This is a genomic window from Leclercia tamurae (genome assembly GCF_025566055.1).
GTDB lineage: Bacteria > Pseudomonadota > Gammaproteobacteria > Enterobacterales > Enterobacteriaceae > Enterobacter > Enterobacter tamurae.
In genome coordinates, this window is record NZ_JAMHKS010000057.1 from 1 (window position 1) to 15050 (window position 15050).

The following is a 15050-nucleotide window of genomic DNA, read 5'->3' on the forward strand; positions in this document are numbered from 1 at the left end:
TGCCTGGCGGCTGTAGCGCGGTGGTCCCACCTGACCCCATGCCGAACTCAGAAGTGAAACGCCGTAGCGCCGATGGTAGTGTGGGGTCTCCCCATGCGAGAGTAGGGAACTGCCAGGCATCAAATTAAGTGTGCTGATATGGCTCAGTTGGTAGAGCGCACCCTTGGTAAGGGTGAGGTCCCCAGTTCGACTCTGGGTATCAGCACCAGTTTTTAGGTTAAAGTTCGGCACGTAGAAAAGAATTTGTCTGGCGGCTGTAGCGCGGTGGTCCCACCTGACCCCATGCCGAACTCAGAAGTGAAACGCCGTAGCGCCGATGGTAGTGTGGGGTCTCCCCATGCGAGAGTAGGGAACTGCCAGACATCAAACAAGTAAAAAGGCCATCCGCAAGGATGGCCTTTTTGCGTTTGAGCGGCATAAAAACCCCTTGCCCGGGCCGTAAACGCCACCGGGCAGGGTCATTATTAGTGAATAACCTGGGATAAAAACGCGCGCGTACGTTCTGATTTTGGGTGGGAGAAGAACTCTTCCGGCGCTGCTTGCTCGACGATTTCCCCGCGATCCATAAAGATCACCCGATCCGCAACAGTTCTGGCGAAACCCATCTCATGCGTCACACACAGCATCGTCATGCCCGATTCAGCCAGCCCTATCATGGTATCCAGAACCTCTTTTACCATCTCCGGATCCAGCGCTGAGGTCGGTTCATCGAACAGCATGATTTTAGGTTTCATGCATAAAGAGCGGGCGATTGCCACACGCTGCTGCTGTCCACCCGAGATCTGCCCCGGAAACTTATGCGCATGTTCCGCAATGCGCACGCGTTCCAGATAGTGCATGGCCAGCGCCTCGGCTTCCTTTTTCGGCATTTTGCGCACCCAGATCGGTGCCAGGGTGCAGTTTTGCAGAACGGTCAGATGGGGAAACAGATTGAAATGCTGGAAGACCATGCCGACTTCCTGGCGGACACGCTCCACGTTACGGATGTCATCGTTTAGCTCGATACCATCAACAACAATCCGTCCCTGCTGATGCTCTTCCAGATGGTTAATACAGCGGATGGTCGTGGATTTACCCGAGCCTGAAGGCCCACAAAGAACAATACGCTCGCCTTGTTTCACCTTCAGGTTAATGTCTTTCAGAACGTGAAATTGTCCGTACCACTTATTCACATTATCCAGCGTAATCATCGCGTCAGCGGGGGTCATAGTTATCTGGCTCATAGGTTCCTCAGTGCGGTGTACGCCCGGTGTTAAAGCGCTTCTCCAGATGCTGGCTGTAGCGCGACATACTAAAACAGAAAATCCAGTAGATAAGCGCAGCAAAAACATAGCCTTCTGTCGACATACCCAGCCACGCCGGGTCGACGGTAGCCTGCTGCACGCTACTGAAAAGATCGAATAATCCAATGATGATCACCAGACTGGTATCTTTGAACAGCGCGATAATAGTGTTCACCAGTCCGGGGATCACCAGCTTCAGCGCCTGCGGCAGGATCACTAATCCCTGCGTTTTCCAGTACCCCAGCGCCAGCGATTCGGCGGCTTCGTACTGGCCTTTGGGCAGCGCCTGCAGCCCGCCGCGTACGACCTCAGCCACATAGGCAGATTGAAACAGAATCACGCCAACCAGGGCGCGGATCAGTTTGTCGATGGTGGTGCCCTCCGCCATAAACAGCGGCAGCATTACCGACGACATAAACAGCACGGTGATCAGCGGAACGCCGCGCCAGAACTCAATAAAGATCACCGACAGGACGCGCACGACCGGCATGGTTGAGCGGCGGCCCAGGGCCAGCAAAATGCCTAATGGCAATGCACCGGCAATCCCCACGGAGGCGATGATCAGCGTCAGGGTCAGACCACCCCACTGGCGGGTTTCGACGCGCTCCAGCCCCAGCATCCCGCCATACAGCAGGAACCAGACGATAAGCGGATAGACTACCGCCCAGACGGCGATGTACCGTCCTCGCTGCGGCAGTCCTTTCCAGAACATCGGGATGATCGAGAGCAGCCCGACGAGCAGCGCAAGATTGATGCGCCAGCGCTGGTCGTGCGGGTAGAGTCCATACATAAACTGGCCAAAACGCTGATGAATAAAGACCCAGCAGGCTCCCTCTTTCGTACAGTCGGCGCGCGTAGTGCCAATCCAGTTAGCCTGCAAAAACGCCCAATTGAGCAGCGGCGGGATCAGCTCCCACATCAGCCAGAAGCAGAACAGCGTGAGTAAGCTATTACTCCAGCTGGAGAACAGATTTTTACGTGCCCAGATAATCATGCGTCCGTTGCCGGTAGTGGCCGGACGCACAGGGTGAGACAAGACGGCTTTTGTCATCATGGTTCCTTAGCGTTCAACCAGCGCGATGCGACGGTTATAGATATTCATCAACAGGGAAATGGTCAGGCTGATAATCAGGTAGACCGACATGGTGATGGCGATAGTTTCGATGGCCTGACCCGTCTGATTGAGGACGGTGCCGGCAAACAGGGAAACCATATCGGGATAGCCAATCGCAGCCGCAAGGGACGAGTTTTTCACAATATTGAGATACTGGCTGGTCAGCGGGGGAATGATGACCCGCATGGCCTGGGGGATAATGACCTGACGCAGCGTGACCGGGTTCGGCAGGCCGAGCGAGCGGGCGGCTTCATGCTGACCATGAGGAACGGCCTGGATCCCGGCGCGAATAATCTCTGCGATAAAGGCCGAGGTATAGATCGACAGTGCCAGCGTCAGGGCGGCCAGCTCCGGGATCAATACCATACCGCCGCGGAAGTTAAACCCCTGCAACGTCGGAATATCCCAGTGCATCGCCGGGCCCGCAATGATATGTGCCAGCCCCGACAGGATCACCAGCAAGGCCAGCGTGACGGGCCAGGTGCGACGCAGCTGTCCGGTTTTCATCTGATGCATGCGGTTGTAGCGGAACAGCCCGACCGAGACCACAGCCACACACGCCAGAGCCGCCAGCAGCGCCAGCATCCCCTCGGCAATCTGCGGCGCCGGGATATACAAACCGCGATTGCTTAAAAAGGCCAGATCGAACGCATCCACCGCCTGACGTGGCCCGGGCAGGTTGCGCAGGACGGCGAAATACCAGAAGAAGATCTGCAGCAGCGGCGGAATATTACGGAAGGTCTCGATATACAACGTGGAGAGCTTACGCAGCAGCCAGTTATCAGACAGGCGTGCGAGACCGAGGAAAAAGCCCAGCAGAGAAGCAAAGACAATGCATAATCCGGAGACCAGCAGCGTATTCATCAGGCCGACCAGGAAGACGCGGCCGTAGGTATCTCCTTCATCGTAATCAATTAAGTGCTGAACAATGCCAAATCCCGCACTGCGGTCAAGGAAGGCAAAGCCCGAAGTAATGCCGCGTGTGCTGAGGTTGGTAACGGTGTTATGGAACAAGTAGATCGCGACGGCCAGGACAGCGAGAACAGCGAGGATCTGAAACAGCCAGGCGCGAACCGCAGGATTAGAAAAGGAGAGGGCTCCTTTCAGGGCTAAGCGGCGATGGGACATATAAAACCTCGGGTAACCATGACTCTGGACTGGGCACCGCACCGGCAGTGCCCGTTACAGCAAGCTGCTTAGCGTACTGGCGGAGCGTACTGAATGCCGCCATTGTTCCAGAGGTTGTTCTGACCACGGCTGATCTTCAACGCGCTCTCAGAGCCAACGTTACGCTCGAAGATTTCAGCGTAGTTACCCACCTTTTTAATGATGTTGTACGCCCATTTGTTATCCAGCTTCAGATCCTTGCCGTAATCACCCTCTTTACCCAGCAGGTGGGCCATATCCGGTGTGGATGGATTGGCGGCTTTCTCATCGACGTTCTTCGAGTTGATACCCATCTCTTCGGCGTTGAGCATGGCGAACAGCGTCCAGCGCACCACGGCGTTCCATTCATCATCCCCACGGCGCACTACCGGGCCCAGCGGCTCTTTAGAGATCACCTCTGGCAGAACGATAAATTCAGCCGGATTACTCAGCTTGATCCGCAGCGCGTACAGCTGGGACTGATCCGATGCCAGGGTGTCACAGCGGCCCGATTCCAGCGCTTTAGCCGATTCGTCAGAGCGGTCGAAGGTCACCGGGGTATATTTCATGTTATTGGCTTTGAAATAATCGGCGACGTTCAGTTCGGTGTCGGTACCCGCCTGAATACAGACCGTCGCGCCATCCAGCTCTTTTGCACTCTTCAGGCCCGCTTTATTGTGGGTCAGGAAACCAATGCCGTCGTAATAGGTCACACCGGTGAAGGACATGCCCATGCCGGCATCACGTGACGAGGTCCAGGTGGTGTTACGTGAAAGCAAATCCACTTCGCCAGACTGCAGGGCGGTAAAACGCTCTTTCGCCGTCAGTGGGGTGTATTTCACCTTGGTATCGTCACCTAATACCGCGGCAGCAACGCCCCGGCACACGTCTACATCAATACCGGAGAATTTACCGTTGGCATCTGTGTAGGAGAAACCTGGCAGGCCGTCGCTGATCCCACATTGCACAAAACCTTTCTGCTTAACGGCATCCAGCGTGGCACCCGCCTGAGCCTGGCCGGCGATCGCAAGAAGCACACCTGCAGCGGCGAGGCTGGCCATCATCATCTTTTTCATAATGCATCCTGTGTGGCGAAAATTATCGTTATAGTGAAGCGCTTATAAACGCTTTAACCTGTCTGTGGCTGTGGCCGACGTTAATAAAGCAAACGTGATGCCAGTTTTTGCATTCAACGTAATAAACGATTACGCAACGCGTAAAGCAGAGTGTAGACAGTGATAATTAAATCGAGCGCCCTGAAATGGTGCGAAATTACAACCTGCGCCACAAATTAGAGCAAAAGTCTGATTAAGAGATGAATGAATAGAGGGAGGGTTTATGGCGTAAATATCGTAAGCCAGCAAGGTGTGAATAACATCACGTCGCCAGAGTGAAAGGAAAATAAAACAGCAAAAAGATGTGAGCAGATTCAGGTTTATTAATTAACCTAAATCGGGAAAGCAAAAGCGCGAACGAATTCGCGCTTTATGGATTACTTGGACACGGCAATGATGCCCAGCGTCAGACCTGCAACGGCTGCTGCGCCACCGGCGATCGCCCCTGCGGTTTCCCAGTTATCCTGCGTGGTCCCTTTCATACAGGTATTGGTATGAACCAGTCGGCCCTGATCGTCGTATGTCGGTACGCACGGAGAGTCATGCGCGCAACCCGCAAGTAGCGCGGTAAGGAGTGCAACCGAAATGAGTCTTTTCATGGTGTTACCTCAAAATGAAATCTAACTTTGCGATATAGTCAGAAGTGTCTTCCGCAAAGCTGATGCTTATATTACCACCGCTTAAAAAGCGCCATGAAGAGTGAATAATCTCAAATTATTTGGATTGTAAAAAAGATGGAGAAATCCGTCTTCCTGCGCGCCAATAATGGAGAGATTAGGGAGGCGCATTGATTATGTGCGCAAGCTAAAAATCGCAAGCAAACAATTCATTGGCGCGCTAATTAATAAGTTAAATAAATGGATAAGAATAACTTTCCGTTTATTATCATCAATAAAGGCGCCGAAGCGCCTTTATCTATTACTCTTCGTGATGACGTGTAAAGCGTCTGCGCACCACCACAAAGAAGACCGGCACGAAGAAGATGGCCAGCAGGGTGGCCGACAGCATGCCGCCCATCACCCCGGTGCCTACAGCATTTTGTGCACCACTGCCTGCGCCGTGACTGATGACCAGCGGCATCACGCCAAGAATAAACGCCAGCGAGGTCATCAGAATCGGACGCAGGCGCATGCGTGCTGCCTCGAGGGTGGCTTCAACAATCCCTTTCCCCTCTTTCTCCATCAGGTCCTTGGCAAATTCGACAATCAGAATGGCGTTCTTTGCCGACAGGCCGATGGTGGTGAGCAGCCCCACCTGGAAATAGACATCGTTGTTCAGCCCGCGCAGGGAGGCGGCCAGCAGGGCACCAACCACCCCTAACGGCACCACCAGCATCACCGAGAACGGAATCGACCAGCTTTCATAGAGTGCGGCCAGGCAGAGGAACACTACCACCAGTGAGATGGCGTACAGGGCAGGGGCCTGGTTGCCTGACAGCCGCTCCTGGTATGACATGCCCGTCCAGTCGAAACCGATGCTGTTAGGGAGTTTCGCCGCCAGTTGCTCCATTAACACCATCGCTTCACCGGTACTTTTCCCTGGCGCGGCCTCGCCGAGGATCTCCATGGAAGGCGTGCCGTTATAGCGTTCGAGGCGCGGTGAACCGTAGATCCAGTGCGACTGGCTGAACGCCGAAAGCGGCACCATCTCACCATTAGCGCTGCGCACATACAGACGATTGATATCTTCCGGTAACATGCGGAAGGGGGCATCTGCCTGGACATAGACTTTCTTCACCCGGCCACGATCGATGTAGTCGTTGACGTAGGTACCACCCAGCGCAGTGGAGATCGTCTGGTTGATATCCGAGACGCTGACGCCCAGCGCCTGGGCTTTTTCCTGATCGATATCCAGCTTGAACTGCGGGGTATCCTCCAGACCATTAGGCCGCACGCGAACCAGCAGATCCGGATGAGCTTTGATCATCCCCAACAGCTGGTTTCGGGCCTGCGTCAGCTGGTTGTGACCCAGGTTGGCCTGGTCGATCAGCTCAAAATCGAAACCTGTTGCGGTGCCCAGTTCGATAATGGCAGGCAGGTTAAACGGGAACACCAGCCCATCTTTAATCTGGCTGAAGGCGCGGGTTGCCCGGCTGACGATGGCCCCGACGCTGTTGGCGGCACCGGTGCGCTCCTCCCAGGGCTTAAGGCTGATAAACGCTACCCCGGCATTTTGCCCCTGGCCGCTGAAGCTGAAGCCGTTAACGGTAAAGACCGATGCCACGTTGGCTTTTTCCGTGGTGAGATAATAGTGCTCAACCTGATCCAGCACCTGCTGGGTACGGGTTTGCGTAGCCCCCGCCGGGAGCTGCACCATGGTCATAAAGACGCCCTGGTCCTCTTCCGGGAGGAACGAGGTTGGCAGACGCAGGAACAGCACCGCCATGCCGCCGACAATCAGGACATAAACCACCAGGTAGCGGCCGGTCTTACGCAGAATATGGCTGACGCTATTGCTGTAGTGCGCCACGCTCCTGTCGAACAGGGCATTGAACCAGCCGAAGAACCCACCTTTGTGCTCATGATGCTCGTCCGGCGCTTTGAGCAGGGTGGCGCACAGCGCCGGGGTCAGGATCAGCGCTACCAGCACGGACAGCGCCATGGCGGAGACAATCGTCAGGGAGAATTGACGATAAATCGCCCCGGTGGATCCGCCGAAGAAGGCCATCGGGATAAATACCGCCGAAAGCACCATGGCGATGCCGACCAGCGCCCCCTGGATCTGCGACATTGATTTTTGCGTCGCCTCTTTTGGCGGTAGCTTCTCCTCCACCATCACGCGCTCGACGTTCTCTACCACCACGATGGCGTCATCCACCAGCAAGCCTATCGCCAGCACCATGCCAAACATGGTCAGGGTATTGATGGAGAAGCCAAACGCCGCCAGTACCGCGAAGGTGCCCAGCAGTACCACCGGCACGGCGATGGTCGGGATCAGCGTGGCCCGCAGGTTTTGCAGGAACAGGTACATCACCAGGAAGACGAGGATGATGGCTTCAAACAGCGTCTTCACCACTTCATGGATGGAGATCTTCACAAACGGCGTCGTGTCGTAGGGATAGACCACCTTCAGCCCCTGCGGGAAGAAGGCTTGCAGCTGCGCCAGTTTGCTCTTGATCGCCGCGGCGGTATCCAGCGCGTTGGCGCCGGTAGCGAGTTTAATCCCCAGCCCGGTCGCCGCCTGGCCGTTGATTTTGGTCACCATGTTGTAGTTTTCACCGCCGGGCGCAATCCGGGCCACATCTTTCAGATGTACCATCGACCCGTCCTGATTGACCTTCAGGGTGATGTTGCCAAACTCTTCGGCGGTTTTCAGGCGCGTCTGGGCGATGATCGAGGCATTGAGCTGCTGGCCCGGCACCGACGGCGTACCGCCCAGCTGGCCGGCGGCAATCTGGTTATTCTGCGTTTTGAGCTGATTGATCACATCCAGCGGCGTCAGCTGATAGGCGTTCAGCTTATTCGCATCCAGCCAGATACGCATCGCATACTGGGCACCGAACAGCTGCACATCGCCTACCCCGGAGGTACGGCTGATGGCATCCTTCACGTTAGAGGCGACGTAGTCAGAGATATCGTCCTGGCTCAGGTCTTTATTGTCCGAGACAAAGCCCGCCACCAGCAGGAAGCTGCTGCTCGACTTCTCCACGCCGATCCCCTGCTGCTGCACTTCCTGCGGCAGCAGCGGCATCGCCAGCTGGAGTTTGTTCTGCACCTGTACCTGGGCAATATCCGGGTCGGTGCCCGACTGGAAGGTCAGGGTGATGGTGACGCTGCCCGCCGAATCGCTGGTGGAGGACATATACATCAGGTTATCGATGCCGTTCATGTTCTGCTCGATAACCTGGGTCACCGTATCCTGCACCGTCTGCGCATCGGCACCAGGGTAGGTCGCCGAGATCGCCACGGCAGGCGGGGCAATGGTGGGATACTGGGCGATCGGCAGCTTCAGGATCGCCAGCCCGCCCGCAATCATCAGGATAATGGCAAGTACCCACGCAAAAACCGGGCGTTGAATAAAGAAGTTAGCCATGCTCTGTTCCTTATCCCGCTTTCTGCGCGGCGGTGTCTGGCGTGGCGACAACCGCGACGCCAGGGCGTACTTTTTGCAGCCCGCTGACGATCACCCGATCGCCTTCCTGCAGTCCGTCGGTGATCAGCCATTGATCGCCAATCGCCTGCGGCGCGACGACGTTCCGCGCTTCGGCCTGATCCTTCGCGTTTACCACCATTACGCTGGCCTCACCGCGTGGAGTGCGCGTGACCCCCTGCTGCGGCACCAGGATGGCGTGGGGTTGGGTGCCTTCATCAATGCGCGCCCGGACAAACATACCCGGCAGCAGGACATGTTGCGGGTTAGGGAAGATCGCCCGCAGGGTAATGGAGCCAGTGCTCTCATCCACGGTGACATCGGAAAATTGCAGCGAGCCTTTCAGCGGGTACGGCTGACCGTTCTCCATCAGCAGCTGCACGCTGCTGGTGCTTTCGCCCGTCTGCAGGCTGGATTGCTTCAGGCGCATAAAATCGTTGCTGGATTGCGTTACATCGACATAGATCGGATCCAGCTGCTGTACCGTAGCCAGCGCTGACGCCTGGCCGTTGGCGACCAGCGCCCCCTCGGTGACGCTGGATTTGCCGATGCGCCCACTGATAGGGGACGTCACTTTGGTATACGCCAGATTAATCCGCGCGGTCTCGACATTTGCCTGGGCCGCAATCACCGACGCATCGGCCTGACGGGCGGTGGCGACGGACTGATCGTACTCCTGCTTGCTGACGTACTGGGTGCCCATCAGCGGTAAATAGCGTTTTACGGTCAGGTGGGCAATGTTGGCTGCCGCCTGGGCCTTGGCCAGCTCCCCTGACGCGCTGTCAAAGGCCGCCTGCCAGGTGGCCGGATCGATCTGATACAGCGATTCCCCCGCTTTTACATCGCTGCCCTCGGTAAAGTTACGCTTCAGAATAATGCCGCTCACCTGCGGGCGAACCTCTGCAACGCGATACGCATCGGTGCGGCCCGGCAGTTCGGTGGTGACGACCAGCGGCGCGCTTTTCACCACATGAACCACAACCTGTGGTGCTGGCGGCTGCTGGGCTTGCTCACTGTGATCATCACAACCCACGAGTAATGCGGCACCGATGATAAAACCGGATAAGGGTAAAAACCTGAAATGAGGCGTCATGGCTATTCCTTCAAAATCATCAACCCGCATTAACCGACAGCGGTTAAGCGTTAAGGAGAGGTAAACAGAAAACGGCGGGCGCCATAATAAAGAATGGCCGGGCGGGTTTTTGATTTATAAGTGCGGAGAAAGAATTGAAGACAAAAAAAACGAGGCTGAATGTGATTAAACAACGGGATAGCATTCCCGACTATCTATTTCACGGCATTATGCTTTAGGTGCACATATGTGTTTAATGAATAAAATGAACTTTAAATATCATTGAGATTAATAAATTAAGCATGTTGACGTTTTTTGTTCAAAATTATTTTTTTCAGTGATGGATAATTGATGGCCTGACAATTATCACCGTTGTTTGATAAATGTAATTAATCCGTTAAAAGAGTGACTCCCTATGGCGCGTAAAACGAAGGCCGAGGCGCAGAAGACACGCCAGCTGTTGATTGAGGCAGCGATAGAGCAGTTTGCCGCACGGGGTGTGGCAAGCACCACGCTGACCGATATTGCTGATGCCGCCAGTCTGACCCGGGGGGCCGTTTACTGGCATTTCAGCAGTAAAGCGGAGATATTTAATGCTATCTGGCAGGAGCAATGTCCGCTGCGGGAGATTATTCGCGGTCTGTTGTCGCAGGGAGAAGAGGACAAGCCGTTATTTATTTTACGTGAACTGTTTGTTACCGCTTTGCAATATATTGCCCGGGATTGCCGCCAGCGTACGCTATTGCAGATCCTCTATCACAAATGTGAATTTGAACCGGGCATGATTTCAGAATATGAAATTCGGGAGAGGATCGGCTTCAACTATGAAAACGTTCGTCAGATCCTGCAGAGATGCATTGCGACAGGCGCTATTTCCGCACAGATCAATATCGACACGGCCTTAATTGTTTTTCATGGCTTTTTTTGTGGGTTGATTAAAAACTGGTTAATGAGCCCGGAAAGGCTGGACTTGTATCAACAGGCCCCGGCGCTGGTGGATAACATCCTCTCGACGTTACCGCCTGCCCCGGCGCCGCACCGGTTTTACAACGCCGCCTCATAGCGGCATCGGCCCGGTCATATTTGCTCGGTCAGCATGGCTTGCGGATCCTGACTCATGGCCTTGATGGTCTGCGCCGAAACCGGTTTACCCAGCAGATAACCTTGTAAGGTGTTACACCCGAGCCTGGTCAAAAACGCCTGCTGCTCCTGCGTTTCCACCCCTTCGGCAACCACCTTCAGGTTGAGGGTCTTTGCCAGCGCAACAATGGCGGCAACAATAGTGGCATCGTCCCCCTCGCCCTTGAGATCTTTAACAAACGCCCGATCGATCTTAAGCTCACAGGCTGGCAGCTTTTTCAGGTACAGCAGGCTGGAATAGCCCGTACCAAAATCATCGATGGAGGCTTTCACTCCCGCCTGCGTCAGTTCGGTCAGCACCCGCACGCTCTCATCCGGATTATTCATGGCCGTCGTTTCGGTCACTTCCAGGATCAGGGTATGGGGCGGAATGCGATGTCGCGCCAGGCTACTCATCACCGTCTCAACCAGCAGGGGTTGCTCAAACTGCAGCGTGGAGAGATTCACCGCCATCGACCAGTCGGTATGCCCTTCCAGATGCCAGACGCGGAGCTGGCGGCAGGCCTCATCAATCACCCAGTTGCCGATAGGAATGATCAGCCCGCTTTTTTCCGCCAGCGGCAGGAACTGGTCAGGGCAGAGTAGCCCCTGGGAAGGGTGCTGCCAGCGCAGCAGGGCCTCAAAGCCGACGATAGGGCCCACCGGGGCCTGGAACTTCGGCTGATAAACCAGATGCAGTTCCTGTCGATCCAGCGCCAGCCACAGATCGTTCATCAACTGCAGCTGTTTTTGCGCCAGGGTGTTCATCGAAGGCTGGAAGAAGTGGTAGCCGTTACGCCCCATATGCTTGGTGTGGTACATCGCCGCATCGGCGTTAAACATCAGCTCCCGCTGGTTTTTGCCATCGTGTGGATAGATAGCAATCCCCACGCTGAGGGTCACCACCAGATCGTACAGCTCAAGGCTGAAAGGCTGGTCGATCACATGCACCAGCGCGCTGGCCAGTGAAGCGGCATCGTTTGGGGTATCGATCTCGGCCAGCAGCACAAACTCGTCGCCGCCAATACGGGCGAGGGTGTACTGACCTTTCAGCGGTTGTTCCAGACGTTCCGTCACGGCAATCAGCAGCTTATCGCCGGTGTCGTGCCCGTAGGCATCGTTGACGGCTTTGAAGCCGTCCAGATCCATAAACAGCAGCGCGAATAACTTCCCTTCACGATCGGCTTTGTTGATCGCCTGATCGAGACGGTCCTCCAGCAGCACGCGGTTTGGCAAGCGCGTCAGCGTGTCGTGCAGCGCCAGTTGCGCCAGCTCACGGTTCGCTTCCGCCAGCGACGAGGCCAGAAGGGCGGTGCGGGCCTGCAGTCTGGCGTCAAACATCGAGACCAGCAGCGTAATGCCGAGAATAGAGAGCGCCACGACGCTCACCAGCACCGCCAGCCAGCTGCCGTTCACCCCCTGATGGTGCATATGAGCCTGAACCGGGAACTGGGCGGCCTTCATGCCGGTATAGTGCATGCCGGCAATGGCCATGCCCATCAGCACGGCGGCGCCCGCGCGCATCAGCGTAACCTGGGCGGCATCGCGACGCAGACGAAACGTGAGCCACAGAGCGGCCAGCGAGGCGAGCAGGGCAATTACCACCGACAGCGCAACCCAGCGCATATCCCAGATGATAGCGGGCTCGACCTGTAATGCCGCCATCCCGGTGTAGTGCATCGCGACAATCCCGCTGCCCAGAATCACGGCACCGGTGAACAGGCGACGCCTGCGCAAGTGACCCCGACTTACCAGCCAGAGGGCGAACAGCGAGGCGCCGATGGCAATGAACATCGAGAGAGCCGTTTGCATCAGGTCGTAGTTCAGGCGCATGGAGACATCCATCGCCAGCATGCCGATAAAGTGCATGGCCCAGATGCCGATGCCCATGGCAATACCGCCGCCCGTCAGCCAGACACGTGCCGCGATGCCCGTACTGCCGACAACCCGGCCTGCCATATTCAGGGCGGTGTAGGAGGCAAGAATGGCGACAACAAAAGAGATAACCACAAGAAGTTGGTCGTATTGGCTAACCAGCATGATCTCATCAACTCAAACGCAGGGGGTATTACGTGATACCGGATGTGACGGGCGGAGACATTATCATCCAACCGGGATGCCTCAAAGGCTTTTAAGCCCGTACATTTTTCGAGGGAAAGTAGGGGATTAATCCAGATCTGCGCAGTTGATGAGCTTGAGTGGATTCACCGAGTTCATGTTGCGACATTTGTCCGTTTCCGTAGACATCAACTCGATCCACTGCATTAACAGTGCATCAAAAAGGAAAACGCTAATCGCGAAGACGACTAACCACCCATACTTACGGATCATTCGGAGTTCCGGGAACAAAGGAAAAGAGTGCAGGAAATATACACGAAAAAAAGCGGCTGAGAAGTGGGCAGACGGATGTTTACGTTTCGGCTGTTAGCGGTGTGATGCGGGGAGCAAAAGGCGGGAAAAGAGGGCATAAAAAAAGGCGCGTCCCCATGCCGGTTTGCGCCTTTTTATACAAGCATTTAGCTAATCGAAATTAGTTCATGCCGTACTTTTTCAATTTCTTACGCAGCGTACCACGGTTGATGCCCATCATCAGGGCAGCACGGGTCTGGTTACCGCGGGTGTATTGCATCACCATGTCCAACAGGGGCTGTTCAACTTCAGCCAGTACCAGCTCATACAGATCATTAACATCCTGACCATTCAGTTGAGCAAAATAGTTCTTCAGTGCCTGTTTAACCGAGTCACGCAGGGGCTTTTGAGTTACTTGATCCTGAGAGTTAACGGTGGAAACGGTCAGTACGTCAGAATTTACGCGTTGTTCGAACATAGTTCTGTCAGCTCTTTATTTCATTACGCAAGATTTTCGAAGTATGCCTCCAACGCCTCCAGCTGATCGCTGGCATCCTCTATGGCGTTGAATGTGCGCCGAAACTGGTCATTTGGAGCGTGCTCCTGGAGATACCAGGATACGTGTTTACGCGCAATTCGGTACCCTTTTGCCTGACCATAAAAGCCATGCAATTCCCGAACGTGCGAACAAAGCAAGCGCTTAACCTCTGCCAGCGGCAGCGGGGCAAGCAGCTCCCCAGTGTCCAGATAATGCTGGATTTCCCGAAAGATCCAGGGTCTTCCCTGAGCCGCACGTCCTATCATCAGAGCATCAGCTCCCGTATAGTCGAGCACAGCTCTGGCTTTAAGCGGGTCAGTAATGTCGCCATTCGCGATAATCGGAATGGAAACTTTCTGCTTAACTGCCCGAATGCTGTCGTATTCAGCTTCGCCGTTGAACAAACAGGCGCGGGTGCGTCCATGTATGGTCAGGGCCTGAATGCCACAGTCTTCAGCCAGTTGGGCAATCTCTACACAGTTACGGTGATCCGGCGACCAACCCGTGCGAATCTTCAACGTAACAGGAACGTCCACTGCGCTGACAACCGCCGTCAGGATTGACTTCACCTGGTCGGGGTATTGCAGAAGGGCTGAACCTGCAAGCTTGCGATTCACCTTTTTGGCCGGGCACCCCATATTGATATCAATAATCTGGGCACCACTTTCCACGTTAATACGCGCGGCGTCTGCCATCTCTTCAGGCACGCTTCCGGCAATTTGCACGGTGCGGATACCTGGTTCGTCAACATGCACCATCCGAAGACGGGATTTATCGCTTTCCCAAACCTGCGGGTTAGACGACATCATCTCGGAAACGGTGAGTCCTGCTCCCATCTCATAGCACAGCGTCCTGAAGGGCCGGTCGGTAATACCTGCCATAGGTGCTGCGATCAGGCGATTTCTAAGCTGGTGGTTTCCGATGCGCATGAGTTAAGAAATGACCATACTGTGACTGCAAGGCGGCGTATCTTACGCATTTTTTGCACGAGATGAAAGGCCAAACTTTGAACAATCACCTGTTGCAGATCATGGAATCAGGCACAAAGCATAGCCTGTAAAATTATATGCGATATAAATCATTCACTTAAATGGGTGTGATGATTTTATGGCCGCTTACAATTTCCCAAAACTTCTCGTTTTTTCTTAAAGAATGAAACCTTAAGCCGAATAATCTGCTGTTTTAAGCAGCAGATTTCCGCGGTTCTTTGCGATCTGCGTCGCAT

The 15050-nt window shown here is 55.0% G+C and carries 12 protein-coding genes, 1 tRNA gene and 2 rRNA genes; 4 read left to right on the forward strand and 11 right to left on the reverse strand.

Annotated elements, in window-relative coordinates; translation table 11 throughout:
* The first annotated feature begins 2 nt into the window (after positions 1-2).
* The 3 genes from rrf (M8318_RS00565) (at position 3) to rrf (M8318_RS00575) (ending at position 362) form a co-directional block, all read left to right on the forward strand.
* Positions 3-118: ribosomal RNA gene (gene rrf / locus M8318_RS00565) — 5S ribosomal RNA — on the forward strand.
* A 14-nt stretch (positions 119-132) separates the two neighbouring features.
* Positions 133-208: transfer RNA gene (locus tag M8318_RS00570), tRNA-Thr, on the forward strand.
* Positions 209-246: 38 nt separating this feature from the next.
* Positions 247-362, forward strand: a 5S ribosomal RNA gene (gene rrf, locus M8318_RS00575).
* Positions 363-464: 102 nt separating this feature from the next.
* On the opposite strand, the gene M8318_RS00580 is transcribed toward rrf (M8318_RS00575), so the two are convergent.
* The 7 genes from M8318_RS00580 to M8318_RS00610 form a co-directional block, all read right to left on the reverse strand.
* Entirely contained in the window at positions 465-1223 is a 759-nt protein-coding gene (locus tag M8318_RS00580; protein ID WP_106994893.1) for an amino acid ABC transporter ATP-binding protein, read from the reverse strand.
* A gap of 7 nt (positions 1224-1230) precedes the next feature.
* Entirely contained in the window at positions 1231-2334 is a 1104-nt protein-coding gene (locus tag M8318_RS00585) for an amino acid ABC transporter permease (protein ID WP_262660622.1), read from the reverse strand.
* 9 nt (positions 2335-2343) lie between these two features.
* On the reverse strand, positions 2344-3525 hold the full coding sequence (locus M8318_RS00590; RefSeq protein WP_262660623.1) for an amino acid ABC transporter permease: 1182 nt from the start codon (positions 3523-3525) through the stop codon (positions 2344-2346).
* A 68-nt stretch (positions 3526-3593) separates the two neighbouring features.
* Entirely contained in the window at positions 3594-4619 is a 1026-nt protein-coding gene (locus M8318_RS00595) for an amino acid ABC transporter substrate-binding protein (RefSeq protein WP_262660624.1), read from the reverse strand.
* 416 nt (positions 4620-5035) lie between these two features.
* Complete coding sequence (locus M8318_RS00600; RefSeq protein ID WP_106994889.1) at positions 5036-5257, reverse strand: lipoprotein; 222 nt, start codon at positions 5255-5257, stop codon at positions 5036-5038.
* 319 nt (positions 5258-5576) lie between these two features.
* Positions 5577-8690: an efflux RND transporter permease subunit gene (locus M8318_RS00605; RefSeq protein WP_262660625.1), complete on the reverse strand. Its 3114-nt coding sequence runs from the start codon at positions 8688-8690 to the stop codon at positions 5577-5579.
* 10 nt (positions 8691-8700) lie between these two features.
* Positions 8701-9840 carry an efflux RND transporter periplasmic adaptor subunit gene (locus M8318_RS00610; protein WP_262660626.1) on the reverse strand — a complete coding sequence of 380 codons (1140 nt, stop codon included), beginning with the start codon at positions 9838-9840 and terminating at the stop codon, positions 8701-8703.
* Positions 9841-10234: 394 nt separating this feature from the next.
* Between M8318_RS00610 and envR the strand changes: the two genes are divergently transcribed.
* Positions 10235-10882, forward strand: a complete 648-nt coding sequence (gene envR, locus M8318_RS00615; RefSeq protein ID WP_262660627.1) for an acrEF/envCD operon transcriptional regulator — start codon at positions 10235-10237, stop codon at positions 10880-10882.
* Between the two features lie 14 nt (positions 10883-10896).
* Here the strand turns inward: envR and M8318_RS00620 are convergent, their stop codons facing one another.
* From M8318_RS00620 to dusB, 4 genes are all read right to left on the reverse strand, one after another.
* The gene (locus M8318_RS00620; RefSeq protein ID WP_262660628.1) at positions 10897-12978 is read right to left on the reverse strand and encodes a putative bifunctional diguanylate cyclase/phosphodiesterase; all 2082 of its coding nucleotides are present in this window, start codon (positions 12976-12978) and stop codon (positions 10897-10899) included.
* Between the two features lie 126 nt (positions 12979-13104).
* The gene (locus tag M8318_RS00625) at positions 13105-13269 is read right to left on the reverse strand and encodes a DUF2556 family protein (protein ID WP_261644889.1); all 165 of its coding nucleotides are present in this window, start codon (positions 13267-13269) and stop codon (positions 13105-13107) included.
* 199 nt (positions 13270-13468) lie between these two features.
* Positions 13469-13765, reverse strand: coding sequence for a DNA-binding transcriptional regulator Fis (gene fis, locus M8318_RS00630; protein WP_000462905.1), 297 nt, complete (start codon positions 13763-13765; stop codon positions 13469-13471).
* A 23-nt stretch (positions 13766-13788) separates the two neighbouring features.
* Positions 13789-14754: a tRNA dihydrouridine synthase DusB gene (dusB, locus tag M8318_RS00635; RefSeq protein ID WP_106994884.1), complete on the reverse strand. Its 966-nt coding sequence runs from the start codon at positions 14752-14754 to the stop codon at positions 13789-13791.
* Positions 14755-15050: the final 296 nt, after the last annotated feature.

Bases quoted from the DNA above. Each gene is read 5' to 3' on its own strand.
- M8318_RS00595 (WP_262660624.1), bottom strand. From the start codon at position 4,619: ATGAAAAAGATGATGATGGCCAGCCTCGCCGCTGCAGGTGTGCTTCTT.
- M8318_RS00625 (WP_261644889.1), bottom strand. From the start codon at position 13,269: ATGATCCGTAAGTATGGGTGGTTAGTCGTCTTCGCGATTAGCGTTTTC.
- M8318_RS00600 (WP_106994889.1), bottom strand. From the start codon at position 5,257: ATGAAAAGACTCATTTCGGTTGCACTCCTTACCGCGCTACTTGCGGGT.
- M8318_RS00620 (WP_262660628.1), bottom strand. From the start codon at position 12,978: ATGCTGGTTAGCCAATACGACCAACTTCTTGTGGTTATCTCTTTTGTT.
- M8318_RS00585 (WP_262660622.1), bottom strand. From the start codon at position 2,334: ATGACAAAAGCCGTCTTGTCTCACCCTGTGCGTCCGGCCACTACCGGC.
- M8318_RS00605 (WP_262660625.1), bottom strand. From the start codon at position 8,690: ATGGCTAACTTCTTTATTCAACGCCCGGTTTTTGCGTGGGTACTTGCC.
- dusB (WP_106994884.1), bottom strand. From the start codon at position 14,754: ATGCGCATCGGAAACCACCAGCTTAGAAATCGCCTGATCGCAGCACCT.
- M8318_RS00610 (WP_262660626.1), bottom strand. From the start codon at position 9,840: ATGACGCCTCATTTCAGGTTTTTACCCTTATCCGGTTTTATCATCGGT.
- fis (WP_000462905.1), bottom strand. From the start codon at position 13,765: ATGTTCGAACAACGCGTAAATTCTGACGTACTGACCGTTTCCACCGTT.
- envR (WP_262660627.1), top strand. From the start codon at position 10,235: ATGGCGCGTAAAACGAAGGCCGAGGCGCAGAAGACACGCCAGCTGTTG.
- M8318_RS00590 (WP_262660623.1), bottom strand. From the start codon at position 3,525: ATGTCCCATCGCCGCTTAGCCCTGAAAGGAGCCCTCTCCTTTTCTAAT.
- M8318_RS00580 (WP_106994893.1), bottom strand. From the start codon at position 1,223: ATGAGCCAGATAACTATGACCCCCGCTGACGCGATGATTACGCTGGAT.